We start from the raw sequence: 25,148 nt of genomic DNA on the forward strand, positions 1-25,148 counted from the left end.
CGAAGGGTTGAGCCTGTAAGATGCCGGCCCGTTGAATCGTTCAGAAGATGCAGTGAGCAACTGACATCGCGGTTCAACCACCTCACTTTTACAGGTACAGCGCCTGAGTCGAGTGGACTTCTCAAGTCCGACTGTAGCGAACCGCACAGTCTTGGAACGGATGGTTAGAACATCATGATCAACACCCAAACCAACCCCGTCGCCCGGGCCGCCCGGGCGGGCATCGGCGAAAAGATTCGTGGCGCCATGGCCGTGGGCAAGACCCGCTGGGGCATGCTCGCCCTGGTGTTCTTTGCCACCACCCTGAATTACATCGACCGCGCAGCCCTTGGTGTCATGCAGCCGATCCTGGCCAAGGAAATGAGCTGGACGGCGATGGACTACGCCAACATCAACTTCTGGTTCCAGGTCGGCTATGCGGTGGGTTTCGTGCTGCAAGGCCGGTTCATTGACCGGGTCGGCGTCAAGCGCGCCTTTTTCCTGGCCGTGCTGCTCTGGAGCCTGGCCACCGGTGCCCACGGCCTGGCGACTTCCGCTGCCGGCTTCATGGTCTGCCGCTTCATTCTGGGCCTGACCGAAGCCGCCAACTACCCGGCCTGCGTCAAGACCACACGCCTGTGGTTCCCGGCCGGGGAACGTGCAGTGGCCACCGGCATCTTCAACGCCGGGACCAACGTCGGTGCCATGCTGACCCCTGCCCTGCTGCCATTGATCCTGACCGTCTGGGGCTGGCAGGCCGCGTTCGTGGCCATGGGCTCGCTCGGTCTGTTCTGGGTCATCATCTGGCGCCTGAAGTACTACAACCCCGAAGAACACCCGACCCTGCGCAAGAGTGAGCTGGACTACATCAACCAGGAAGCCGAGCCGGAACCGGTCAAGGTGCCTTTCTCGCAGATCCTGAAAATGCGCGGCACCTGGGCATTCGCCGTGGCTTATTCGCTGACAGCGCCCGTGTTCTGGTTCTACCTGTACTGGCTGCCGCCGTTTCTCAATCAGCAGTACAACCTGGGGATCAGCGTCACGCAAATGGGTATTCCGCTGATCCTGATCTGGCTGACCGCCGACGTCGGCAGCGTCGGTGGCGGCATCCTGTCCTCGTGGCTGATCGGCCGCGGCGTACGGGCAACCACGGCACGCCTGATCTCGATGCTGATCTTTGCCCTGACCATCTGCAGCGTGATCTTTGCTGCCAATGCCAGCGGACTGTGGATTGCGGTACTGGCCATTTCGTTAGCAGTCGGTGCGCATCAGGCCTGGACGGCGAATATCTGGAGCCTGGTGATGGACTACACGCCCAAGCACATGATGAGCACCGTATTCGGCTTCGGCGGGATGTGTGCGGCGATCGGCGGGATGTTCATGACCCAACTGGTCGGCGCGGTTCTGACGGCCACCAATAACAACTACAACGTGCTGTTCACCATGATCCCGGCGATGTACTTCATTGCCCTGACCTGGATGTTCTTCATGGCACCACGCAAGGTGCCGAAGATCAGCGAGTAACAGAACTGTGCGGGAGGCAGCTTGCTGGCGAATACGGCTTTTTCGCCAGCAGGCTGCCTCCCGATTTCACCCCTTGTTGCGCTGCTGCCATGCCGCAGCAAGCCCGCTCAGACAGATGATCACGATGCCGACCTGCGCAGTGGGTGAAGGCATATGATCGAAGACCAGAAACCCCAGAAAGCCCGCAAAGACAATCTGGCAGTAACTGAACGGCGCCAGGATGGCCGGTGCGGTGAAGCGGAATGCCTGGGTCAGCAGCAAATGAGCGGACATCCCGCACGCCCCCAACGCCAATAGAAACGGCCAGTGCTTGAGTTCAGGCGTCTGCCAGAAAAACGGTACCAGTGCGCTCATCAGCAAGGTATTGAACAGGCCGGCAAAGAAGTTGCTGGTCGTCGGACTGTCGTACGGGCTGACCAGACGAGTCAGCAGTTGATAGATCGCAAAGCACAAGGCCGAAGACAGCGGTAGCAGAATTGCCGGTGTAAAGAGTTCACCGCCCGGGTGAATGATCACGATCACGCCGGAAAAACCCACCACCACCGCCAGCCATTGGCCTCGCGTGACACGCTCCTTCAACAGCGGCACCGACAAGGCCGTGACCAGCAATGGCGCGAGAAAGTTGACCGCCGTGGCTTCAGCCTGGGGAATGAACATCAGGCTGCTGGTAAACAACAGACTGGTCCCCAGCAGAGCCAACGCACGCAAGACCTGATAACCCGGCCGCTTGGTGCGCAACACGCGCAATCCTGCCGACGGCACGAAGATGAACGCCATGAGCAGCGTATGGACCAGATAGCGGGCCCAGACCACCAGAATGATCGGATAGAAGCCGGAAAGGTATTTGGAAAGCGTGTCATGGCTGGCGAACAGAAAGGTCGCCAACAGAATCAGGCCAATTCCCTTGAGAGGTTGATTGACACCGGATAGCGGCGTGCTGGTAGTGCTCATCGGGCTTCCTTGTTCAGGCATGCAACTGAAGAATATTCACGCGCCTCGGCAGCGGGCTCGCAATCATTGTTGAGTGGAGCATCGCAGGCAGTCATCGGGGCGTCTCGTTAAAATGTTCTAACCAGTTAATTCTTGGTCGATAATCGCACAGAATAGTATTTTTCCAATTGCAGACGCTTCTTTGGTCTTTACTATCAGAGCCAGTTGTACTGCCCACATAATGATAAGAAGGCTCCTACCTCATGCGCTTGAAATCCAACTGCAAAATTCTTTGCGGCTTTTCTGCGGCTATCACAGCCACCCTCGCTCCCACCCTTACCCAGGCCGCCGGCTTCGTCGATGACGCCAAGGTGGGCTTGAACCTACGCAACTTCTTTATCAACCGCAACTTCGTCGACCCGGACAACGCCCAGAACGGTGCCCAGGAATGGACCCAGAACTTCATTCTCGACGCTCGCTCCGGCTTCACCCAGGGCACCGTCGGCTTTGGTGTCGATGTACTGGGGCTCTACTCCCTCAAGCTTGACGGTGGCAAAGGTTCGGGCGGTACACAACTGTTGCCGATTCATGATGATGGACGCCCTGCCGATGACTTCGGACGACTGGGCGTCGCGGCCAAGGCACGCTTTTCCAAGACCGAGCTGAAAGTCGGAGAATGGATGCCGGTGCTGCCCATCCTGCGTTCCGACGACGGACGTTCGTTGCCACAGACCTTCCGTGGCGGACAGATCACCTCCAAGGAAATCGACGGCCTGACACTCTACGGCGGCCAGTTCCGCGCCAACAGCCCGCGCAACGATGCAAGCATGGAAGACATGTCGATGCAGGGTCGCGGAGCCTTTACCTCCGACCGCTTCAACTTCGGCGGTGGCGAATACACCTTCAATGAAAAACGCACCCTGGTCGGCCTCTGGTACGCCCAGCTCGAAGATATCTACCAGCAGCAGTACCTCAACGTGGTCCACAGCCAGCCGCTGGGCCAATGGGTACTGGGCGCCAACCTCGGTTACTTCAACGGCAAGGATGACGGTCGATCACTGGCCGGCGACATGGACAACAAGACCTGGTCGGCCATGCTTTCAGCCCGCTATGGCGGCAGCACCTTTTACCTGGGTCTGCAGAAAGTCAGCGGCGACAGCGCCTGGATGCGGGTCAATGGCACCAGTGGCGGCACCCTGGCCAACGACAGCTACAACTCCAGTTTCGAGAACGCCAAGGAGCGATCCTGGCAGTTGCGCCATGACTACGACTTTGCCGCCATCGGCGTGCCCGGCCTGACCCTGATGAACCGCTATATCAGTGGTGAAAACGTGCATACCGGCACCATCACCAATGGCGAAGAATGGGCCAGGGAATCGGAGCTGGCCTATGTCTTCCAGAGCGGTTCGTTCAAGAACCTGTCCGTCAAATGGCGCAACTCCAGCATGCGTCGTGACTACAGCACCAACCAGTTCGACGAGAACCGGCTGATCGTCAGCTATCCGCTGTCATTGCTCTGACAGACAAAGGCCGCCAGGGAAACCTCTGGCGGCCTTCCATGAGCCCGCAATCAAGCCTTGTTCAACGACTCCACACCCATCTCGTCCCATACCTCTTCAGCCAGATGGAAAGTCGCATTGGCTGCCGGAATCCCGCAATAGATCGCACTCTGCATCAGCACTTCCTTGATCTCGTCACGGGTCACGCCGTTGTTTCTGGCGGCCTTGAGATGCAGACGCAGCTCTCCTTCGCGATTCATGCCGATCAGCATGGCGATGGTAATCAGGCTGCGGGTATGCCGCGGCAGGCCCGGGCGCGTCCAGATATCGCCCCAGGCATGACGGGTGATCATTTCCTGAAACTCTTCGTTGAACGGCGTCAGTTTTTTCAGGCTGTTATCGACATGGACATCGCCCAGCACCGCACGACGAACCTGCATGCCGGCCTGATAGCGTTCTTCTTCGTTCATTGCTTGATCCTTGTGTGTTCGGCCACGGCACGTTCGACCCAGAGTCGGGCCTGACCAAGGTAATGGGCCGGATCGAGGAGGCGATCCAGCTCCGTGGATGACAATTGAGCAGTGACTTGCGGGTCCTCGCCCAGTACCTGACGCAGATGCACGCCCTGCTGCACTGCTCGCCGGCAGTTCTGCTCGACCAGATGATGCGCGGCGTCTCGTCCGATGCGTCGGGAAAGTTCGATGCTGACGGCTTCGGCCAGCACCAGCCCACGGGTGGAATCCAGATTCGTCAGCATGCGCGATTCATCGACTTCCAGATCCGGCACAACCTGCAAGGCCTGCTGCAATGAACCGGACACCAGGCAGCAGAGTTCCGGCAGGGTTTCCCATTCCGCATGCCACAGGCCCAGACTGCGTTCGTGCTCCTGAGGCATGGCGGTAAACATTGTGGCGACCAGCCCCGGCGCACGAGTCGCCGCGCCGATCATCACCGCAGCGCCCACCGGGTTGCGTTTGTGGGGCATGGTCGAAGAACCGCCCTTACCTGCCGCCGCGGGCTCGAATACTTCGCCCACTTCGGTCTGCATCAACAGGCTGATGTCCCGCCCCATCTTGCCCAGGCTGCCAGCGATCATGCCAAGCAGGCTGGCGAACTCCACCAGCCTGTCACGCTGGGTATGCCAGGGCTGCTCGGGCACGTTCAACTGCAACTCTTCTGCAAGGGCCTCGGTCACCGTAAAAGCCTGATCGCCCAGGGCGGCCAGACTGCCGGAAGCACCACCGAACTGCAGACACAACAGGCGCGGCCGGATCTCTGCCAGTCGCTGACGATGACGTGTGACCGCTCCTAACCAGCCGGCGATTTTCATGCCCAGTGTCACCGGCGTCGCCTGTTGCAGCCAGGTTCGTCCAGCCAGTGGCGTCTGCACATGACGCCGGGCCTGCACGGCAAGTGCGTCGGCCAGTTGCTGCAGATCGCACTCCAGCAATTCGAGGGCTTGACGCACCTGCAGGATAAGCCCGGTGTCCATCACATCCTGGCTGGTGGCGCCCATGTGCACGTAACGTTCGGCTTCAGGGTTGCGCCGGGCAATCTGCTTGCCCAGCGCCTTGACCAGTGGAATCGCCGAGTTGCCCGCATTACCGATTGCAACAGCCAGCGCATCGAAATCGAACAACTCCGCTCGGCAGCTTTCTCCGATATCGGCCACCACCTCTCCGGGAATCATCCCGACACGGGCCTGAGCCCTGGCCAGTGCAGCCTCGAAATCCAGCATGCCCTGCACTCGCCCGGCATCGCAGAACACCTCGCGCATCGGGGCCTGGGTGAAATAGGCATCGAAAAGTTGATTGCTCGGTCTGTTCACATCACCGCTCCAGATAAAAAATCAGGTGGCATCCGCATGGCTGACCCAACCCTTGATCAACACTGCAGATGCGGCCAGGGCTGCCGGAATCACCAGCGCGGTCAGGACCTGCTCGAAACTCCAGCCCAGCCCAAGCAAGGTAGCACCGGCCCAGGCACCGAGAATCGCACCAAAGCGCCCGATGCCCAGCATCCAGGAAACGCCCGTGGCGCGACCCTGAGTCGGATAGAAGCGTGCCGCCAGTGAAGGCATCGCCGATTGCGCGCCATTGATGCACATGCCAGCCATGAGCACGAGGGTCGCCAGCAGCGCAACGTTGTGCATGCTCTGGCCGACCAGCCAGGCGAAGACACCGGCCAGCGCATAGGCTACGCCAATCACTTTATGCGGGTTGAAACGGTCCATGGCCCAACCGACGCCCACGGCACTGAGCACACCGCCAAACTGGAACAGGGCACCAATGAATGCCGACTGCTCCATGCTCGCACCGCTGTCGCGCATCAGGGTCGGCAGCCAGCTGGTCAGCAGATAAACGATTACCAGCCCCATGAAATAGGTCAGCCACAACAACAGGGTTCCGGTGCTATAGGTGCCGGAAAAAATCACCTTCAGCACATTGCGGCTGCTGACGGTCTTTTGCTCCGGGACACTGAAATCCCTGGCTGTCGCCACCTCGGACGGCGCGATGGGTGCCAGCACCTTGCGAATCCGCTCGGCACCGCGATTGCGTACCACCAGAAAGCGCGCCGACTCCGGCAACCAGGCCATCAGCACCACCGCCAGCAGCAACGGCAGGATGCCGCCGAGCATCAGCAGGCTGTGCCAACCCAGGCTGGGGATCATCTTCGCCGATACAAAACCTCCGCACGCCATTCCCAGATTGAACCCGCAGAACATGCTGGTGACCAGCAAGGACTTGAGACGCTCGGGCGTGTACTCGGACAGCAGCGTAGTGGCGTTGGGCATTGCAGCACCGAGCCCCAGACCGGTCAGCAGACGCAGCACCAGCAACTGATCGATATTGGTGCTGTAGGCCGAAGCCAGACTGAACAGGCCGAACACGAACACCGCGACCACCAGCACCACTTTGCGTCCGAACCTGTCGGCCAGCGGCCCGGAACCTAATGCGCCGAAGACCATGCCGATCAGGGCAGCGCTCATCACCGGCCCGAGGCTGGCCCGGTCGATGCCCCAGTCCTGACTCAACGCCGGAGCGATAAAGCCCATGGCTGCGGTATCCAGCCCATCGAGAAAGACGATCAGAAAGCACAACGCAACAATCCGCCATTGATACCGGGACAGCGGCTGACTGTTGATAAAGACCTGCACGTCGAGCGTGCCCGTAACGGACTCGCGAGCTGAAAGCGTCATGGATGTTTCCTTTTATTTTTATAAGGTCGCCAGCCAATGCTGGCGCCATGCAACGCACGCAATGACGACTTGTTAAAAGTCGAAAAACACCGTTTCGTTCTCGCCCTGAATCCGGATATCGAAGCGATAGGCAAGTTGACCATCGACACTGCAACGCCGCGCAATCAGGGTTTCGCGGCGTGGCGGCTGCTCGATCAGGTTCAGTACCGGATCGACCGCATTGGCCTGAGGCTCATCATCGAAATACAGCCGCGTCTGCAAGTGGATATTGATTCCCCGGGCAAACAGCGAAACATTGATATGGGCCGCCATCGGCACTCCGGCAGCGTTGTTCACGACACCCGGTTTGATTGTCTTGAGCGTCCACAGACCATCGTCCCCCGTCGCGGTGCGACCGAAACCGTTGAAGGGTTTCTCATCCCCATAAACGCTGTCATAGACGCCATTGTGGTCGGCCTGCCAGAACTCCAGAAAGGCATCGCGGATCAGATGACCATTGCCGTCATAGACATTCCCCAGCAACAGGATGTGTTCGCCCGGCGCGCCGGGTTTGGCCATCTCGTTCCAGATCTCCAGCTCGCGGGTCGGGTTACCGGCTATTTCCAGCGCCAGACCGATATGCACGTAGGGGCCAGCGGTTTGCGAAGGTGTTTCCTGCAACAGTTGAACGGGCATGTCGAAACCTCCTCAGCAGTTTTCAAAGTGAGTCTTGCGCTGGCCGCGCAGAACGATATCAAAGCGATAAGCCAGACAATCCATCGGATTGCCCATGCCAAGGTCAAGCCTGGCAATCAGACTCTGAACCGCATCGGGGTTGGCAATCGATTTGACGATCGGGCAGATCGGGATCAACGGATCGCCCTCGAAATACAGTTGCGTGATCAGGCGCGTGGCAATCGACGGGCCGCTGACCGACACATGGATATGCGCAGGACGCCAGTCGTTTGGACCATTGCGCCATGGGTACGGGCCAGGTTTGACGGTGCGGAAACTATAATTGCCTTCGCTGTCGGTAAGAGTCCGTCCGACGCCACCGAAATTGGGGTCGATGGGGGCCAGATAGCTGTCGCGCTTGTGGCGATAGCGGCCACCGGCGTTGGCTTGCCAGATCTCCACCAGCGTATGCGGAACCGGTTTGCCGTACTGATCGCAGACCCGGCCGGTCAGGATGATCCGCTCACCGATGGGCAGGCCGCCATGGTTGAAGTTGAGCAGCAGATCGTTGTCATGCTGGCCGAACTTCAGGTGCGAAAAGTCGGGGCCACTGGCTTCGGAAACCGATTGCGGAATGCTGACCAGGGCCTGGCGCGGAGAGCGCAGGATCGAGGTCTTGTAATCAGGGGTCAGGGCTTTGGGATGCCAGTTGCGATCCCGAATGACGAAGCGGCTATTGTCCGCGACAGACATGGCGTTCTCCTTGTTCTTTTTATGGAGGGCGCAAGTGTCCATCACTTGCGCTGCAGGCTGCGGCGAAGTGTCGCGCGGGAGAACCAAGGTGGAAAATTGAAAAAAACCGCACCATCCATAACCATATGGTTATGTATAACGACCCTCACGATAGGCTTCGCCCACACCGCGCAACTCGTCCACACACCACTGCGCAGCCCGTGACAAGGGCAAGGCCGGGTTGCTGCACAGGCCCACGGAACCGCCCGGCTCGCGAATCCCCATATCCAGTTCCACCAGTGTACCGACCTGCAACTCCTGGAGTACGGCATCCAGCGGCGCAATCCAGATCGCGTTGCTGCACTGCACATAACGTCGGCTCAAGGTCAGAGACAGGGTTTCCAGACGCTGGCGTGGCGGCTGAATACCGTATTGCACGAACAGGCTGTCGGCGAATTTGCGGATGGTCGTCCCGGCCAGCGGCAGGACCAGCGGGAAACTTTCCAGGCTTTCGCGTTTGAGGGGGGCTGCCAGCAAGGGGTGATCGTTGCGAACCACCAGCGTCATCGACTCGTTGTACAGATGCTCGAAGGTCAGGCCCTGGATTTGCGGACTATCGGTCATGCGCCCTACTACCAGATCCAGCTCGCCGACCCGAAGCTGCGACAGCAGATAGGCACTGGGACCGGTCATCACGCTGACAACCAGAGCCGGATGCCGCTCGTGAAGCCTGCTGATGACCTCAGGCACCAGTAGGCTTTCGGCAGTGGACAGCACGCCCAGGCGCGCCGTGACCGTTTCATGCTCCCCCGAACGCAGGCTGCTGACACCTTCGCGCAACGCCTGCACGCTCGGCCCGGCAAAACGCATGAACGCCACACCGGCTTCGGTCAGGGCCGCACCGCTCTTGCTGCGCACGAACAGCGTGGTTTCCAGCAGGGTTTCCAGTTCCTTGAGGCTTTTGGACAGCGCCGGCTGGCTGATCGCCAGAGCATCGCAGGCCCGAGCCAGACTGCCCTGGCGCGCCACTTCGAGAAAGCACACCAGATGACGAAACTTGATTCGGGTATCGATATTCAACGCGCGCCGGGCCTTTTGATGAGGGGTAAAGCGGTTCAATGACTGAGAAAAAAAGCGACCTGCTCACTATCAAAAGGCCAGTCCAGTTCCGCACCGGTATCGATGCGTCGCAGTACCGGAATCCGCAGACTGTAGTCTTCGAAAAAAGCCTCGTTTTCGGCAATATCCACCAGCTCGACCAGCAGACCATGCTCGACCAGAGGCAGCAGAATCGCTTCGGCGACCTCGCAGAGATGACAGCCCAAGGTGCCGAACAGTTGGCATTCGGGTGGCATGAAACGCATCCTCCTAGACAGTAGGCTAACCATTCTAGGATGGTTGATGCGTCAGCGCGAGCGCGTCAAAGCGGCTGGTCCGCTGCATGGCCGACCAACAGACATGATGCGCTATGAGCCCACCAGCCGGGCGTCCGTTCTGAAGTGCCGCTTGCTGAACTCGTTGGCACGGTCGAGAACCGGCTTCTCGAAACAGCGGTAGCCCACCCAGCCGTAACACACCACGGCAGCCATCATCAGCAACGCGAAGAACAGGTTGTCCAGATAACTCTCGGGCCATGCGCCCACCAGATGCCAGACCCGACCGATCACACCCAGCACCAGCAGATGCGACAGATAGACCGTGTAGGACATATCGCCCACAGCAACCAGAAACCGGGGCACGGCAACTTTTTTACGCCGCTCAAGCAGCGCAAGGCTCAACACCAGCCCGCCGAATGCGCCCCCGACTGCCAGCATGCGCAGCAAGCCCTGACTGTCGTAAAGACGATAGAAACCGATCAGGGGCATGCTTGCCAGCGCAACAATCAGCAGCCCCCAGACCGTCGCCGTCGGCACCCGTGCGCTGTGCGGACCGTAGAAGAACAACGCCAGTGCCACGCCAATGATGAACTCCAGTGAATAGGGATGCAGGATGATCTTGAGCGCCGATGAATAGTCCTGCCAGTTCTCCAGACTGTTGAACACCACAATGACCAGGGCCCAGATCCCCAGCAGCAAGGGCAGGCTCCGCTCACGGAACCACAGAAAGGTGGAAAACATCAGGTAAAACCACAGCTCGAACAACAGCGACCAGGCCACCATCACCAGCAGGACCTTATCGTTGGGCAGCAGCAGAAAAGACATCAGCAGATTGGAAGAGCCATGACCGCTGTTGACCATGCCGGGCATGGCCAGATACACCCCCAGCGTGATGAAGAAATACAGCCAGTAGGTCGGGTAGATTCGTGAAACACGATTGAACACAAAGCGCTGCGCCTCGACAGCGTTCTGGAAGCGTCCGCGGCTGACAATCACCATCACGAAGCCGCTGATCACAAAGAACAGATCGACACCCAACTGGAAGAAATCGAAAAAAGGCGGCAGAAGAATATCGCCTCCGGAAAACTTTTCCTCCAGTGACATCATGTGGAACAGCACGACGCCCAACACCGCCACGCCCCTGAGCCCTTGCAGGGAATACAGCCGCTCCATGCCTTTCTCCATTACTGACCGCCGCTGCTCCATGGCAACGCAGTACCCGATGACCGAGCCCACAATTGGATAGAGAGCATAGCCAAGCGTGGAAATTATGAAACCCCGGACTCACCCGTGCAGTTCCAGCTCTATGGAAGCAGCCCGACAAGGACAAGGCACAATCACGCAAAATCCTCGACAATGCATTACCTTTGTTCAGGACAGTTGCAATGACGCTTGCACGCCAAATCAGTGCGCTCGTCCCCGATCACGCACCAACACAAGTCACTAGCTGCTGCGCCCGGGGCTGGACGCGGCAATTGAAATGAACCTTCGCCAATCCGCTGTACTCGAAACCTTCATACGCCACCTGACGGAGAAAACCATGGCTCGCCAAACAGCACAGAATGCTCAAGAAATATTGATGGCAGATTTTCAGACCCTGGTCGCCGACACCGAAAAACTCCTCGAACACACCGCTACCCTGGCGGGTGATCAGGCAGACGAACTGCGCAGCCAGATCCATGAAAGCCTGCTGCGTGCCCGGGAAACCCTGAAACTGACCGAAGAGTCCCTGCGCGAGCGCGGTCAGGCAGCGGTCATCGCCACTGAAGACTATGTCCAGAACAATCCATGGCAATCGGTAGGTATCGCTGCAGGTGTCGGGTTCATTCTGGGCCTGCTGGCAACGAGGCGCTGATCCCATGAGCCTCGGAACTGAATCAGGGTCGCCCAAGGCTGACCAGGGCTCCTCACCGCGGCGTCTGGGCGCTGCATTCCTCGGTTTGCTGCACAGCCATGTCGAACTGTTCGGGATCGAGTTGCAGGAACAGAAAGCCCGCACCTTGAGCCTGCTGCTGTTCGCCGGGCTGGCACTGGTATTCGCCTTGCTGCTGTTGACCGGCTTGTCGGCACTGCTCCTGATCATTCTGTGGGACAGCTATCGCCTGGCCGGCATCATCGGTCTGTGCTCGTTCTATCTTCTGGCGGCAGTGTTCTGTGCATTGCGCTTGAAAGAAGCAATCTTCGACGAATCTTCGCCCTTCAGCGCAACCCTCGAAGAACTGGCCAACGACCGTGAGCGACTGATGCCATGAATGAACCCAAGTCGCACAGCGGCAACACACGGCGCGAACTGCGCAAGGCGCTGATTCGTCTGCGCATGGAAATGCATCGCCAGGAAATACGTCACGAGACCGCTCACTTGTTGCAGCCCTTGCAACGGATGCGTGGCCTGAAAAACGACGCCCTGGGCATCAAGCATGCGCCCCTGTGGGGAGTGGGTGCCGTCGCTCTGCTGGGTTTCTTCAGCGGTCGAGGTGCCAGGAACCGACAGGCCAGCACTATAGGCCGTCTGGTCAAGCTGGGTGTCACCCTGCTGCCCCTGCTCAAGGTGGCCCTGCAAAACCGTACGGACAAGCGCTGACCCCTGCTTGGCTGCATTCTTGCAACATGTGTAACAAGCGCCCGCCCCGGAGCCGATCCGGGGCGGGTCTTGGTGCTGTGTAAGTAAGGAGAACTATGTGGAAGGGCAACCCCTTGCCTGCTTTCAGCCATTCATCGACACCGCGACCGGACGCATTGCCGGTGTAGAAGCTCTGGGAAGAATTCGTAAGGAAAACGGCCAGCTGGAATCGGTCGGACCGTTTTTCTCTGACCCGAAAGTGCCTGCTGCCGATCTGCGGCGCCTTGACCGGCTGATCCGGGACAATGCTCTGAGCCGTTTGCATGAAGCGCCAGATGACTGGTTTCTGAGTCTGAATATCTCACCTCGCTGGATCAGCCGCCTTCGACCCGGACAAGCCCTGCCCAGCCTGGAGCAGCTGCATCGACACAAGATTGCTCCCGAGCGCATCGTGTTTGAAATCACCGAACTGGGCGGTGACAGCCAGTGCCTGACCGATGTGGTCGCACGCTATCGCGAGGCCGGAGCCCGTATCGCCATTGACGACTTCGGTGCCGGTTATTCGCAACTGGATCGTGTGCTATCCCTGCAACCGGACATTCTCAAGCTAGACATGCGCCTGTTTCAGGCCGCGGCACGAGGCGGCCCCAGCAGCGATGTGGTCAAGGCCCTGGCCCTGATGGCAGAAAAGACCGGCTGCTGGATCATTGCCGAAGGCGTGGAAACCGAGGCCGAACTGAATTTCGCCCTGGAATGCGGCTCGCGCTATGTGCAGGGTTATCTGTTCGCCAGAGGTGAGCTGGACTTTTTTGCCGCCGACACCTTCGTCAGGCAATTTGCCGAATTGCGGGATCGCTACGTCCTGCAGAAAGTCGCAGAACGTGCCCGGCTGATGGTGCTGCGCCAGCAACTGGCGCAACTGATGCAACTCCTGCAAGGTTGGGCCGAAAACACACTGCCCATCAGCGAGCTGCCGCAAGTGCAGGACTATCCGTGGCTGCTGCGTTTCTATCAATGCGACCGGCATGGCACTCAACTCACGCCGAACCTGGAAAGGCGCCAGGGTGCCTGGCACGCCGATGCCCGCTATCTGGGACATAACTGGTCCTGGCGGCCTTATTTCTATCACCTTCTGGCCGAAGGCTGGGACGAGCGCAGGCTGACCCTGTCCAACACCTACCGCGATGCGACCAGCAACCAGTATTGCCTGACTGCCGGACAGTTCTTCGACAATGGCAATCGCCTCCTGCTGATCGATATCGATGCCGCCGGGCTGTGACAGGCCTTGCGGTCCTGCGGCCGAACCGGGAAGCTAGACGGACTCGAACACAACGGAGTGAACGCCTTGGATTGGCAGACCCTGCTTAACCGCGAACGACTCGGCAAGCCGCTGCACAGCCCTGAAGAACTGGGCCGCAGCCCTTTCCACAAAGACCATGACCGCATCATCTTCTCGGGGGCCTTCCGGCGTCTGGGACGCAAGACCCAGGTCCACCCGGTTTCAAGCAACGACCATATCCATACACGCCTGACCCATTCGCTGGAGGTCAGTTGCGTCGGACGTTCTCTGGGCATGCGCGTCGGCGAAACCCTGCGCAGCGCCCTGCCCGACTGGTGCGACCCCAGCGATCTGGGCATGGTGGTGCAATCGGCCTGTCTGGCCCACGACATCGGTAACCCGCCGTTCGGCCACTCCGGTGAAGACGCGATCCGCAACTGGTTCAATCAGGCCGCCCGGCGTGGCTGGCTCGATGCGATGAGCGAAACCGAGCGCAACGACTTTCTCAACTTCGAAGGCAACGCCCAGGGCTTTCGCGTCCTGACCCAGCTGGAATATCACCAGTTCGACGGTGGCACCCGCCTGACCTACGCCACTCTGGGCACCTACCTCAAATACCCGTGGACGGCCCGGCATGCCGACTCGCTGGGCTACAAGAAGCACAAGTTCGGCTGCTACCAGAGCGAGCTGCCGATCCTTGAGCAGATCGCCCACAAACTGGGCCTGCCGCAACTGGAAGATCAACGCTGGGCGCGCCATCCGCTGGTGTACCTGATGGAAGCCGCCGATGACATCTGTTACGCCCTGATCGATCTGGAAGACGGCCTGGAAATGGACTTGCTGGACTACGCCGAGGTGGAGTCGCTGCTGCTGGGGCTGGTGGGCGACGACCTCCCCGAAACCTATCGTCAGCTCGGCCCCGGCGACTCTCGTCGACGCAAGCTGGCCATTCTGCGCGGCAAGGCCATCGAACACCTGACCAATGCCGCGGCCCGCGCATTCGTCGAGCAGCAGGACGCCCTGCTGGCAGGCACGCTGCCCGGCGACCTGGTGGAACACATGCATGGTCCGGCCAAACGCTGTGTGCTGAACGCCAAGGACATGGCACGCAAGAAGATTTTCCAGGACAAGCGCAAGACCCTGCATGAAATCGGTGCCTACACCACCCTGGAAATCCTGCTCAATGCCTTCTGTGGCGCGGCTGTCGAACAGTTCGGAGGCCGAGCCCCGTCTTTCAAGAACCGGCGCATTCTCGACCTGCTGGGCAACAACGCTCCTGACCCCAAGGCCCCGCTGCACACCTCGTTTCTGCGCATGATCGATTTCATCGCCGGCATGACCGACAGCTATGCCACCGAAATGGCCAGAGAAATGACGGGACGCTCCGGACAGATATAGAACCTGCTGGCCGGACACTTGCCTCATGTGTCTGGCCAGCGCACCCCATGCACAACAACTTCAGAAAATACCTACACACAGACCAAAAAAGTCCTATCGCCTCTCCTTCGCAGCACCCTCAATAATCCAGCCACTTTCAACTGCCGAACTGGCAAACGCCAGCAAAGCACTCTGCCGCCCTGCCGGAAACCTCATGTTTAAAAACGACTTGCGAATCCTGCTGGTAGAGGATCACCCCTTTCAACTGATCGCCACCCAGATCCTGCTCAACAATCAGGGATATTTCCTGCTGACTCCGGCCCTGAACGCCCTGGAGGCCATGGCCGCCATGGAGCGCAGCACGGAACCTTACGACCTCCTCCTGTGCGACCAGTGCCTGCCCGAGCAAATGGGCTTCGAACTGATCGACAAGGCCTATAAACAGGGTTTCATCCGACAGGCCATCGTCCTCAGTGGCCTGGACCCTGCGCATCTGCACGAACTGGAGCAGCAGGCCCTCGAGCGCGGGATTCCGCTGCTGGGCTGCCTGAGCAAACCTCTGCATGGTCCGGACCTTTCCCGCCTGCTGGACAGGCTGCCAGCCAGAAGCTGATTTCAAGCACGACATTCCCTGTGCCCTGTTCCTGAAGCAATCACACTGGCTCCAAGCCAGCAAATACACTTTTACACTGTAGGCAGTCGACGAGTGTATTGAAGGACAATTCCGAAACGCTATAAACAAGATAAAACCTGATAACTAATACGCACACTAGAACCGATTGAATTTTTAAAAACTTAAATCCCTGCGTGGGCTTTTACGTACTCCAATACTCTAATTACTGTAGGAACTTTCCTATATACACCTGCCGGGCAGGTCCATTCATGTGCCTGCCCGAACATCTGAGCTAAGGTGCGCGCTTTCTTCGCTGCTTGTATGGATTGAATTATGAACTCAGTTTTTATCATCGACGATCACCCCGTTATTCGCCTGGCCGTCAGGATGCTGCTGGAAAACGAAAACTATGAAGTGGTCGGTGAGACCGATAACGGTGTGGATGCCATGCAGATGGTCCGCGAATGCATGCCCGACCTGATCATCCTCGACATCAGCATTCCCAAGCTCGACGGCCTGGAAGTACTGGCCCGCTTCAACAGCATGGGCCTGTCATCGAAGATTCTGGTGCTGACCTCGCAGACCCCCAGCATATTCGCCATCCGCTGCATGCAGTCCGGGGCTGCCGGTTATGTATGCAAACAGGAAGACCTGAGCGAACTGCTGAGTTCTGTGAAGGCGGTATTATCCGGCTACAATTACTTTCCCAGTCAGGCACTGACTCCGGCCGTTCGCGAAGATGGCCAGCCAAGCGAAATAGAACTATTCAAGCTGGTGAATGATCGCGAATTGATGGTATTGCAGTTATTTGCCCAGGGCCGTTCCAACAAGGAAATTGCCAAGGGCATGTTTCTCAGCAACAAGACCGTCAGCACTTACAAGACGCGACTCATGCAAAAGCTGAAAACCAGGACCTTGGTAGAACTTATCGAGATGGCAAAACGCAACGCGCTAGTGTGAGAATTCGAATGCCCAAGCGCTTGAAAAACTTTCTGATACTGGCAACGAGCCTATGTCTGGGCTGGGGGACATATACCAACCTCGAGGCAGCAGACCACTACACGCTGCTCGGCCGCTCAAGCCCGGCTCACATGGATGTGAAGTTAGATGCAGCCCAGTGGCAATGGGTACGCAGCAAGCGTGAACTGATTCTGGGCACCTCGGCACCCGATTACCCGCCATTCGACATCACTCTCTCCGGCAATGACTACGAAGGCATCACGGCCGATTACGCCAGTATCATTTCCCAGGCACTGGACCTGCCCATCAGGGTCCGGCGTTTCGAAAACCGCGAAGCCGCGATGAACGCCCTCATCACCGGCCAGATAGATCTGCTGGGCAGTGCCAATGGCTTTGAAGCCATCGAACGCTACATCAGGCTTTCAGTACCCTACGCCGTGGACCAACCCGTCCTGCTGGTACGCACCGGCGATACCCGCTCACTGACCGACGGCCTCAAGGGCATGCGTCTGAGCATGGTCTATCACTATCTGCCACTGGCCGATGTCCAGGCGCTCTACCCCGAAGCCATCCTGCAGACCTACCCCTCTTTCCAGAACGCCATCAATGCCGTGGCATTCAATCAGGCCGATGTCTTTCTCGGCGACACCATTTCCACGCAATACATCATCAACAAGGGCTATCTGAACAATGTGAAAATGGCCAGTTTCGGCAAGCACGAAGCCAACGGTTTCAGCTTTGCCACAAGCCACGAAAACACCCGGCTGCTGGACATCGTCAACCAGACCCTCACGGCCATCCCCATGGATGAGCGCATCGACATTTCCAAACGCTGGGGAGTCGGCAGCGACATGTTGCTGACCGACCAGAAACTGCAACTGACACAACGCGAGGAACGCTGGATTGCCCGGCATCCGACAGTGCGTGTCGTGGTCAACGAAGCCTATGCCCCGCTGACCTTCTACGATGCCAACGGCAACTTCCGTGGCATCACTGCCGACCTGCTTGAACTGATACGTCTGCGTACCGGCCTGCGATTCGAGATCGCACGTGCATCCAGCTCGAGCGACATGATGAATCAGGTCGCTCAGGGGCAGGCCGACATGATCGGTGCCATGGTATCGAGCGACGAGCGTGGAGACCGGTTCAGCTTCAGTCGCCCCTATATCGACAACTCCTTTGTCCTGGTAACCCGAAAGGGTGAAAAAGCCCCGTCCTATCTGGAGCAGATGGGCAACCGGCGTATTGCCGTCATCCAGGGCAGCCCGATACTGCAATGGTTGCGACGCGAACACCCCGATATCGTCACCGAGGAAATCGACAATCCGTTCCAGGCGCTGGACATGCTGGCCACCGGCAAAGTGGAAGGTGCAATCACGTCCCTGCTCAGCGCCAACTACTTTCTGTCCTCCGGCGTCTTCGAGGGGCAACTGCAGATCACTGCCACCGTTGGCGAGGACCCTGCACTGATCTCCATGGCCACTGCACGCAATGCCCGGGAACTGAGCTCGATTCTCGACAAGGCGCTGTCCAGCATTGCGCCGCAGGATCTGGCAATCATCAACAATCGCTGGCGCTCATACACACCCGTCGGTGGCAACTGGCACAGCTACCAGCGCCTTGTCTATCAGATCCTGATCGGTGCAGGTCTGCTACTGCTGGGCCTGCTGGTCTGGAATGCCTACATGCGCCGCCAGATAAAACAGCGCGAGACGGCAGAACGGGCCCTGGGCGATCAGCTTGAGTTCATGAGCGCGCTGGTTAACGGTACGCCGCACCCGATCTATGTCCGTGATCGTGAAGGTCTGCTGCGCATGTGCAACGACAGCTATCTGAATGTCTTCGAGGCCCGCCGTGAAGACATTCTCGGCAAAAGCGCCACCGAAGGCGTACTGAGCAACGCATTCGAAGCCCGGGAATACGCTGCCGACTACCAGCGGGTCATGGCCAGCGGTACGCCCCTGATTCTCGACCGGACATTGCATATCGGCGAACGCCGCCTGACCATCTACCACTGGATCCTGCCGTTTCGCGACTCTCTCGCCCAGGTGCAGGGCATCATCGGCGGATGGATCGATATCAGCGAACGCCGCCGATTGATGGAAGAGCTTCAGTCCGCCAAGGAGCAGGCCGACAACGCCAACCGGGCAAAAAGTACCTTTCTCGCGACCATGAGCCACGAAATCCGCACCCCCATGAACGCTGTCATCGGCATGCTGGAACTGGCCCTCAAACGTGCAGACCAGGGCGTGCTGGAGCGTTCCGCCATCGAAGTCGCCTACAGCTCGGCCAAGGACATGCTGGACCTCATCGGCGACATTCTCGATATCGCCCGCATCGAGTCCGGGCGCCTTACCCTGAGCCCCGAACGCGCCAACCTGCGGCAACTGGTGGAGTCGGTCACCCGGGTGTTCGAAAGTCTGGCCAGACAGAAGAAACTGAGTCTGGTGCTTGAACTCGACAGCCGGATCAACACCGATGTCCTGATCGACCCGCTGCGTTTCAAACAGATCCTGTCCAACCTGATCAGCAACGCGATCAAGTTCACCCAACAGGGCCAGGTCAGCGTTACGCTGCAGGCAGAAAACGGCTCCAGCAATCAGCAACTGCGCTTGAACCTCACCGTGCAGGACAGCGGTATCGGCATCAGCACTGAAGATCAGAAGCGTCTGTTCGAACCTTTCGCCCAGGCCGACAATCAGGCACGAATGGCGCGTACCGGGGCCGGACTGGGGTTGGTGATCTGTCGCAACCTCTGCCAGATGATGGGCGGCACCCTGACTCTGAACAGCGAGCCGGGCCGGGGCACACAAGTCCACATGAGCCTCGAACTGACCACCCTGGAGCCGCTGGACGCACCAACGCCAGTGCAAGAAGTTTCACCGCAACCCGACAAGCCCTTGAACATCCTGATCGTCGACGACCATCCCGCCAACAGGTTACTGCTGTGTCAGCAACTGGGTTTTCTGGGGCATCGCTGCGAAATGGCCGAACAGGGAGCCCAGGGGCTCGAGCGCTGGCTGGCCGAACCTTTCGATCTGGTAGTGGCCGACTGCAACATGCCGGTCATGAATGGCTATGACCTCACACGGGCCATCAGAGCCCATGAACAGAACGAAAACCTTGCACCGTGCATGATCTGGGGTTTCACCGCCAATGCCTTGCCCGAGGAAATCCAGCGTTGCCTTGAGTCAGGCATGGATGACTGCCTGTTCAAACCCATCAGCCTGACGACCCTCAGCGAACGACTGGCTAAAGTCCCCGTCCGTTCTGCCCCGCCTGCAATCCCTGCACCGCTGCCCTTCAACCTGAACAGTGTCAGCAGCCTGACCGCAGGCCGGACGGAAATGAGCCAGCGCCTGTTCACGCAACTGCTGCAAAGCAGCCAGGAGGATCGCATGGCCCTCAACGAACTGATGGCACAGGGTAACCGCGCTCAGATGGGAGAAATGGCTCACCGTATCAAGGGCGCAGCGCGGATCATTGGTGCATCACGGGTGATAGAAGGTTGTGAAGCCCTTGAGCATGCCTGCAGGCCGGGTACTGACTCCAGCCTCCTGGAAGCCTGTCACAGGGAGGTGAACGCGGCCATGCTTGATCTGGAAGAAGCGTTGGTCAGACATCTGGCACAAAGCGGCGAACCGGAAGATAAAGGGAAGCAACAGTGAAACAGGCACCGTCCCCGCTTAACTGGTAGACTGCGCGCCGAAATTACCTAAGAGGATCGCTTCATGGCCACTAACCGCTCCCGTCGTCTGCGCAAAAAGCTCTGTGTGGACGAGTTCCAGGAACTGGGTTTCGAGCTCAATCTGGAATTCAAAGAGGATCTGGACGACGAGGCAGTCGATGCCTTCCTGGACGCTTTCCTGGCAGAAGCCATGGACGCGAACGGTCTGGACTATGTTGGCGGCGATGACTACGGTCTGGTTTGCCTGGCTGAACGTGGTTCGGTCAGTGAAGAGCAGCGCGCTGCTGTAGAAGCCTGGCTCAAAGGCCGCAGCGAAGTGGTCAAGGTTGAAGTCAGCCCGCTGCTGGACGCCTGGTATCCGGAAAAGCCGATCAATCCGGCTGCCTGATCCATCAGCAGACGGTGCGAATACCGGTCTGCGACGCTCAACAAATGCCCCGACTTGTCGGGGCATTTGTTTTTACGGGGTAAAGAGAACGTTTCATGCCCGTGCACTGACTTTTACCTGCAACAAAAAAATCCTGTTACAACTCCATGCCACAACCCACGCAGGCCCGGCTTCGGGCATAATGCCGTTCTGTTACAGCGCTGGCCCTGTGTTATTACCGTTCGGCCTCAGGCGTCTATCATTGTTACCGAGGGAATTCATCCATGCCCTCTTTCTGTTCCCCTTCTTTGCTGTAGGGTTTTTTGATGATCAAGTCTTTGCGTCCACTGCTTCTCGCCTCTTTTCTCCTGCCGCTGGCACTTCCTGTACATGCAGCCGTCATCAACACCACTCTCCCCCCCAAGGTCCAGCAAGCCCTAAAGGCCAGCAAACTGAACGACAACGCATTGTCGGTGGTGATGCTGCCGCTGACCGGCCCAGGTACCCCGACAGTCTTCAATGCCGATGTTTCCGTGAACCCGGCATCGACCATGAAGCTGATCACCACGTATGCCGCCCTGGAAATCCTCGGCCCTACTCACCAGTGGAAAACCGAATTCTTCACCGATGGCACCCTGAGCAATGGCGTTCTGCAAGGCAACCTGTACCTCAAGGGCGGCGGCGATCCCAAGCTCAACATGGAAAAGCTCTGGTTGCTGATGCGTGATCTGCGCGCCAATGGCGTACAGCAGGTCACTGGCGATCTGGTGCTGGATCGCAGTCATTTCGTGCAGCCCCAACTGCCCGAATTCAATGATGACGGCAATGACGACAACAAGCCGTTCCTGGTCAAGCCCGACTCGCTGATGGTCAATCTCAAGGCCTTGCGCTTCGTCACCCGTAACGACGACGGCAAGATCCGCGTTTCTGTCGAGCCGCCCATTGCAAGTATCCGAGTCGACAATCAGGTCAAGGCCCTGCCGTCAAAACAATGCACGGGCGATGTGCGCTATAACCCGGTCCCGCAGCCTGATGGCAGCGTCAATGTGACGGTCAGTGGTCAACTGGGCAACGGCTGCAACTCCCAGACCTACCTCTCGCTGCTCGACCACCCGACCTACGCTGCAGGCGCAGTGCGGGCCATCTGGCAGGAACTGGGCGGCAGCATCCAGGGCAGGGACCGTGTCGATGTCGTACCGGGCAACGCCAAGCTGCTGGCCAAGGCTTTCTCGCCGGACCTGGTTGAAGTGATCCGCGACATCAACAAATACAGCAACAACACCATGGCGCAACAGCTGTTCCTCAGCCTGGGACAGGAGTTCCGCAACGATGCAGACGGCGATGACGCAAGAGCCGCACAACGGGTGATCCGTCAGTGGCTGGCGAAAAAAGGGATTACCGCACCGCATCTGGTCATGGAGAACGGCTCGGGCCTCTCCCGCGCCGAACGCGTCAGCGCACGTGAAATGGCAATTATCCTGCAGGCCGCATGGCGCAGCCCGTATGCCGCCGAGTTCATGAGTTCGATGCCTCTGGTGGGCATGGACGGAACCATGCGCAAGCGCCTGAAACGCACGCCACTGCTGGGCGAGGCTCATATCAAGACCGGCACCCTGAATACCGTACGGGCCATTGCCGGTTTCAGCCGTGACAGCAATGGCAATACATGGGCTGTGGTGGCGATTCTCAACGACCCACGTCCGTTTGGTGCCTCATCCATTCTGGACGAAGTCCTGGTCGATCTGTATCGCCAACCGAAACTGAACAACAGCACGGTTTCCATCCTGCAGCCCTGAGCTGCCACGTTACCGGCAGGAGCGAATGTATTGGCTCTGTGTGCATCAACAGAGGACTGTAGGAGGCAGCTTGCTGGCGACTTCACACTGTCGCCAGCAAGCTGCCTCCCACGACAACTGCGCTGCACCAGAGGCACCACAACACATCAGTCGAGCTCCGGCTCGACCCTGTCCCTGCCCGCCTGCTTGGCGGCATAAACGCCCGAGTCGGCCCTCAACAGCAGCGCATCCACACTCTCTCCCGGTCGCCAGCTGGCGATACCGAAACTGGCAGTGATCTGCCCGACCTTTTCCAGCGGCTGATTGCGCACGGCCTCGCGTAAACCGAGCGCCAGTTGATAGGCTTGCGGCCCCTGGGCTCCGGGGCTCAGCACGACGAACTCCTCTCCTCCGATACGACAGAACACATCATCACAGCGCAGCCGCTGGCTGATTCTTCGGGAAATGGCCTGCAGCACAGAGTCACCGACAGCGTGCCCGTACTTGTCGTTGATGCGCTTGAAGTGATCGATATCCAGCATGATGACCGACAGATAACCACCGTGCCGATTGATGCGCGCCAGTTCGGATTGCAGCCTGTCCTGGAAGTAACGACGGTTGTAGGCACCGGTCAGCACATCGGTCACCGACAGTGCTCGCAGTTCCTGCTCGACCCGCTTGAGATCGGAAATATCCGAAATGAATCCATGCCAGAGCACGCCGCCATCGGGCAGGCGCTCCAGAGTGGCAGCGCCCCGCACCCAGCGCAGCCCCTTGCGTGGCAGCTCGATACGATACTCTTCGCTCCAGGGCAAGGACTGCTCGGCACTGATACGGATCGAATCCCGCAGGCGCACGATATCGGCGGGATGCGTACGTCTGAGCAGAACTTCGGCATCCTTGAGCAATTCTTCCGCAGTCAGCTCAAAGAGCTCGCACATGCCGACACTGGCGTAGGTGAAACGTGAACGCCCATCGGCATCCTGCCGGTACTGATAAATACCGCCCGGCACTTGGGAGCTGAGTTTTTTCAGCAACTGGTCACGCGCCTCAAGCGCCTCGTAGACACGCTTGTGCTCGGTGATATCGAGGCAGACGGCCAGATAGCCGATCCATTGCTCCTGATCGTCTCGTACCGCAGTAATCAGCATGTTGACCACCAGCGTACTGCCATCGCGCCGCAGGAAGGTCCACTCTCGGGAGGGATGACTGCCCTCCTGCGTGGCATCGGCAAACATGGCCTGGGCCGCAGTGATCGGCCTCCCCTGCAGCCTGCTCAGCTCTTTGGCATGGGCTTCAAGCTCCGACAATCGATGCAGATCCTTGAGCCGGAATTTGCCAAGTACCTCTTCGTCCGAGTAACCGAGCATTTTCTGCGCACCGACATTGAAGGTCGTGATAACACCGTTGAGATCAGTGGCAATGATCGCCACCTCAGTCGCCGAGTCGAGCACATTGCGCAGTTGTCCGTGGGTCACGCGCAATTGCTGCTCACGCTGACGCAATTCGTGGGTTCGCTGTTCGACCATGTGCAAGGCGCGCTGACGCTGGCTGACAAGGCTGTAGAGCAAGGCGCTGAGCATCAGGCTCAGAAGTCCGCCGAGCAACGCCAGACTGCCAGCCATCGGCGGGTTGCTCAGCAGAAAGGCTTCAGTAGGACGGACCTCAAGCAGATAGTCGCGATCCCCCATGCTCAGCAGAGTACTGAGGTGCAACTCACTCTCGGCCGCCACGCCAGAGGAACGGTACAACAGATCGGGCTCACCGTCCGAACTCAAGTCGAGCATACTCATGGCCAGATTGTCCTGGCTGGGCAACCCCTCGTTCATCATTTGATCGAGGCTGATGATTGCCATGACAAAACCGCGCAAGACCGGTGTGGGGGCATCGATTGTGGCAACAGGCGAATAGACCGGCGCCATCAGCAAAACACCTCGGGTATCGGTTTTGCTCAGGCTGACCAGATCCACACGGGGCGTTGCGACGATAGTGCCGCGCAGACGGGAACGCTCGATGGCCTGATGTCGAATCCGTTCGGAATACACATCGAAGCCCACAGGCGGAGGTTTTTTGCTGAGGGTCTGAATAAAGACTACCGGGAAGTACTCGTCACGCACTTCGGCTGTTTTCAGTACGCCATTCCCGTCGAGTTCACGTATGGAAAAATCCTTTACTCCGGCCTGACGGACGCTCTCTTCAAAGGTGGCACGCTGGGCGTTGGTGACATGGGGCGTCCATGTGTAAGCCTGGGTGCCCACCAGCATCGGGCCGACAAAACCATCGTATTCGGTACGAGTGATCTCTTCGGAGTAGAGAAAGAACCGGCGCAGGGTATCAAGTCTTTTGACCTGGCCATCCAGTCGCTCCTGAATGCGGCTGAAACGCTCGCCTGCCAGAAGGTCGAAACGCTGGCGCAACTGGCGTTGATACAAGTCCAGATTGGCAAACACCAGCATCACGGTCAGTGCTGCGCCAGCAGCAAAAGCCAGCGCCGCAACCAGCCATGCAGAGGCCTGTTCACTGATGAATCCCAGAATTCTGGGTCGGAACTGTTTCGACGCCATACAGAGAACCCACGACGCTGGCCGTGGTTCTCTTATAGCTATTCGCCAGTAATTTGCCTAGTCCGAATAAGG

General features: G+C 58.7%; 22 protein-coding genes. 12 read left to right on the forward strand and 10 right to left on the reverse strand.

Annotated features, from left to right (window positions below; all coding sequences use genetic code 11):
- The first annotated feature begins 174 nt into the window (after window positions 1-174).
- A complete protein-coding gene (locus JSY17_RS11130) occupies window positions 175-1,503 on the forward strand; it encodes an MFS transporter (protein ID WP_117165652.1) in 1,329 nt (442 codons plus the stop codon).
- Between the two features lie 66 nt (window positions 1,504-1,569).
- On the opposite strand, the gene JSY17_RS11135 is transcribed toward JSY17_RS11130, so the two are convergent.
- Entirely contained in the window at window positions 1,570-2,454 is an 885-nt protein-coding gene (locus JSY17_RS11135; protein ID WP_117185438.1) for a DMT family transporter, read from the reverse strand.
- A gap of 242 nt (window positions 2,455-2,696) precedes the next feature.
- On the opposite strand from JSY17_RS11135, the gene JSY17_RS11140 reads away from it, so the two are divergent.
- Entirely contained in the window at window positions 2,697-3,953 is a 1,257-nt protein-coding gene (locus tag JSY17_RS11140; RefSeq protein ID WP_201012130.1) for an OprD family porin, read from the forward strand.
- 50 nt (window positions 3,954-4,003) lie between these two features.
- Here the strand turns inward: JSY17_RS11140 and pcaC are convergent, their stop codons facing one another.
- The 8 genes from pcaC to JSY17_RS11180 form a co-directional block, all read right to left on the reverse strand.
- On the reverse strand, window positions 4,004-4,402 hold the full coding sequence (pcaC, locus tag JSY17_RS11145) for a 4-carboxymuconolactone decarboxylase (protein WP_117165655.1): 399 nt from the start codon (window positions 4,400-4,402) through the stop codon (window positions 4,004-4,006).
- Window positions 4,399-5,760 carry a 3-carboxy-cis,cis-muconate cycloisomerase gene (locus JSY17_RS11150; RefSeq protein ID WP_122370133.1) on the reverse strand — a complete coding sequence of 454 codons (1,362 nt, stop codon included), beginning with the start codon at window positions 5,758-5,760 and terminating at the stop codon, window positions 4,399-4,401. The genes pcaC and JSY17_RS11150 overlap by 4 nt, the downstream gene beginning before the upstream one ends.
- Before the next feature lie 21 nt (window positions 5,761-5,781).
- A complete protein-coding gene (locus tag JSY17_RS11155) occupies window positions 5,782-7,131 on the reverse strand; it encodes an MFS transporter (RefSeq protein ID WP_206401756.1) in 1,350 nt (449 codons plus the stop codon).
- A gap of 72 nt (window positions 7,132-7,203) precedes the next feature.
- Entirely contained in the window at window positions 7,204-7,806 is a 603-nt protein-coding gene (gene pcaG / locus JSY17_RS11160; protein WP_117165658.1) for a protocatechuate 3,4-dioxygenase subunit alpha, read from the reverse strand.
- Between the two features lie 12 nt (window positions 7,807-7,818).
- Window positions 7,819-8,538, reverse strand: coding sequence for a protocatechuate 3,4-dioxygenase subunit beta (pcaH, locus tag JSY17_RS11165; RefSeq protein WP_117165659.1), 720 nt, complete (start codon window positions 8,536-8,538; stop codon window positions 7,819-7,821).
- A gap of 129 nt (window positions 8,539-8,667) precedes the next feature.
- Window positions 8,668-9,597, reverse strand: a complete 930-nt coding sequence (pcaQ, locus tag JSY17_RS11170) for a pca operon transcription factor PcaQ (RefSeq protein ID WP_117181857.1) — start codon at window positions 9,595-9,597, stop codon at window positions 8,668-8,670.
- 35 nt (window positions 9,598-9,632) lie between these two features.
- Entirely contained in the window at window positions 9,633-9,872 is a 240-nt protein-coding gene (locus tag JSY17_RS11175) for a glutaredoxin family protein (RefSeq protein WP_117181921.1), read from the reverse strand.
- A gap of 111 nt (window positions 9,873-9,983) precedes the next feature.
- Window positions 9,984-11,066, reverse strand: coding sequence for an acyltransferase family protein (locus tag JSY17_RS11180; protein WP_206401757.1), 1,083 nt, complete (start codon window positions 11,064-11,066; stop codon window positions 9,984-9,986).
- A 367-nt stretch (window positions 11,067-11,433) separates the two neighbouring features.
- Here JSY17_RS11180 and JSY17_RS11185 point away from each other — a divergent pair, with 367 nt between their 5' ends.
- The 10 genes from JSY17_RS11185 (at window position 11,434) to dacB (ending at window position 22,533) form a co-directional block, all read left to right on the forward strand.
- Window positions 11,434-11,748, forward strand: coding sequence for a DUF883 family protein (locus JSY17_RS11185; protein ID WP_117165707.1), 315 nt, complete (start codon window positions 11,434-11,436; stop codon window positions 11,746-11,748).
- Between the two features lie 4 nt (window positions 11,749-11,752).
- Window positions 11,753-12,145 carry a phage holin family protein gene (locus JSY17_RS11190; protein WP_117181855.1) on the forward strand — a complete coding sequence of 131 codons (393 nt, stop codon included), beginning with the start codon at window positions 11,753-11,755 and terminating at the stop codon, window positions 12,143-12,145.
- Complete coding sequence (locus JSY17_RS11195) at window positions 12,142-12,474, forward strand: hypothetical protein (protein WP_117165663.1); 333 nt, start codon at window positions 12,142-12,144, stop codon at window positions 12,472-12,474. The genes JSY17_RS11190 and JSY17_RS11195 overlap by 4 nt, the downstream gene beginning before the upstream one ends.
- 97 nt (window positions 12,475-12,571) lie before the next feature.
- Window positions 12,572-13,732: an EAL domain-containing protein gene (locus JSY17_RS11200; protein WP_201012133.1), complete on the forward strand. Its 1,161-nt coding sequence runs from the start codon at window positions 12,572-12,574 to the stop codon at window positions 13,730-13,732.
- A gap of 66 nt (window positions 13,733-13,798) precedes the next feature.
- Window positions 13,799-15,130, forward strand: a complete 1,332-nt coding sequence (locus JSY17_RS11205; protein WP_117165665.1) for a deoxyguanosinetriphosphate triphosphohydrolase — start codon at window positions 13,799-13,801, stop codon at window positions 15,128-15,130.
- A 193-nt stretch (window positions 15,131-15,323) separates the two neighbouring features.
- Entirely contained in the window at window positions 15,324-15,722 is a 399-nt protein-coding gene (locus JSY17_RS11210; RefSeq protein ID WP_117181849.1) for a response regulator, read from the forward strand.
- A 333-nt stretch (window positions 15,723-16,055) separates the two neighbouring features.
- Entirely contained in the window at window positions 16,056-16,682 is a 627-nt protein-coding gene (locus JSY17_RS11215; protein WP_117165667.1) for a response regulator transcription factor, read from the forward strand.
- Window positions 16,683-16,690: 8 nt separating this feature from the next.
- Entirely contained in the window at window positions 16,691-20,350 is a 3,660-nt protein-coding gene (locus tag JSY17_RS11220; RefSeq protein ID WP_206401758.1) for a transporter substrate-binding domain-containing protein, read from the forward strand.
- A 63-nt stretch (window positions 20,351-20,413) separates the two neighbouring features.
- Entirely contained in the window at window positions 20,414-20,758 is a 345-nt protein-coding gene (locus JSY17_RS11225; RefSeq protein WP_117165669.1) for a YggL family protein, read from the forward strand.
- Between the two features lie 305 nt (window positions 20,759-21,063).
- Window positions 21,064-22,533 (forward strand): D-alanyl-D-alanine carboxypeptidase/D-alanyl-D-alanine endopeptidase, encoded by a 1,470-nt coding sequence (gene dacB / locus JSY17_RS11230; RefSeq protein WP_117165670.1) that lies wholly within the window; start codon window positions 21,064-21,066, stop codon window positions 22,531-22,533.
- Between the two features lie 146 nt (window positions 22,534-22,679).
- Here dacB and JSY17_RS11235 read toward each other — a convergent pair whose 3' ends face one another.
- Entirely contained in the window at window positions 22,680-25,076 is a 2,397-nt protein-coding gene (locus tag JSY17_RS11235) for a sensor domain-containing diguanylate cyclase (RefSeq protein ID WP_206401759.1), read from the reverse strand.
- Window positions 25,077-25,148 lie beyond the last annotated feature (72 nt).

The sequence above is a fragment of the Pseudomonas capsici genome (genome assembly GCF_017165765.1).
GTDB classification, from domain to species: domain Bacteria; phylum Pseudomonadota; class Gammaproteobacteria; order Pseudomonadales; family Pseudomonadaceae; genus Aquipseudomonas; species Aquipseudomonas capsici.

Coding starts and splice junctions, on each gene's coding strand:
- JSY17_RS11180 (WP_206401757.1), bottom strand. CDS start 11,066: ATGGAGCGGCTGTATTCCCTGCAAGGGCTCAGGGGCGTGGCGGTGTTG.
- JSY17_RS11185 (WP_117165707.1), top strand. CDS start 11,434: ATGGCTCGCCAAACAGCACAGAATGCTCAAGAAATATTGATGGCAGAT.
- JSY17_RS11130 (WP_117165652.1), top strand. CDS start 175: ATGATCAACACCCAAACCAACCCCGTCGCCCGGGCCGCCCGGGCGGGC.
- JSY17_RS11135 (WP_117185438.1), bottom strand. CDS start 2,454: ATGAGCACTACCAGCACGCCGCTATCCGGTGTCAATCAACCTCTCAAG.
- JSY17_RS11225 (WP_117165669.1), top strand. CDS start 20,414: ATGGCCACTAACCGCTCCCGTCGTCTGCGCAAAAAGCTCTGTGTGGAC.
- dacB (WP_117165670.1), top strand. CDS start 21,064: ATGATCAAGTCTTTGCGTCCACTGCTTCTCGCCTCTTTTCTCCTGCCG.
- pcaG (WP_117165658.1), bottom strand. CDS start 7,806: ATGCCCGTTCAACTGTTGCAGGAAACACCTTCGCAAACCGCTGGCCCC.
- JSY17_RS11235 (WP_206401759.1), bottom strand. CDS start 25,076: ATGGCGTCGAAACAGTTCCGACCCAGAATTCTGGGATTCATCAGTGAA.
- pcaC (WP_117165655.1), bottom strand. CDS start 4,402: ATGAACGAAGAAGAACGCTATCAGGCCGGCATGCAGGTTCGTCGTGCG.
- JSY17_RS11195 (WP_117165663.1), top strand. CDS start 12,142: ATGAATGAACCCAAGTCGCACAGCGGCAACACACGGCGCGAACTGCGC.
- JSY17_RS11190 (WP_117181855.1), top strand. CDS start 11,753: ATGAGCCTCGGAACTGAATCAGGGTCGCCCAAGGCTGACCAGGGCTCC.
- JSY17_RS11220 (WP_206401758.1), top strand. CDS start 16,691: ATGCCCAAGCGCTTGAAAAACTTTCTGATACTGGCAACGAGCCTATGT.
- JSY17_RS11175 (WP_117181921.1), bottom strand. CDS start 9,872: ATGCCACCCGAATGCCAACTGTTCGGCACCTTGGGCTGTCATCTCTGC.
- pcaH (WP_117165659.1), bottom strand. CDS start 8,538: ATGTCTGTCGCGGACAATAGCCGCTTCGTCATTCGGGATCGCAACTGG.
- JSY17_RS11215 (WP_117165667.1), top strand. CDS start 16,056: ATGAACTCAGTTTTTATCATCGACGATCACCCCGTTATTCGCCTGGCC.
- JSY17_RS11140 (WP_201012130.1), top strand. CDS start 2,697: ATGCGCTTGAAATCCAACTGCAAAATTCTTTGCGGCTTTTCTGCGGCT.
- JSY17_RS11210 (WP_117181849.1), top strand. CDS start 15,324: ATGTTTAAAAACGACTTGCGAATCCTGCTGGTAGAGGATCACCCCTTT.
- JSY17_RS11155 (WP_206401756.1), bottom strand. CDS start 7,131: ATGACGCTTTCAGCTCGCGAGTCCGTTACGGGCACGCTCGACGTGCAG.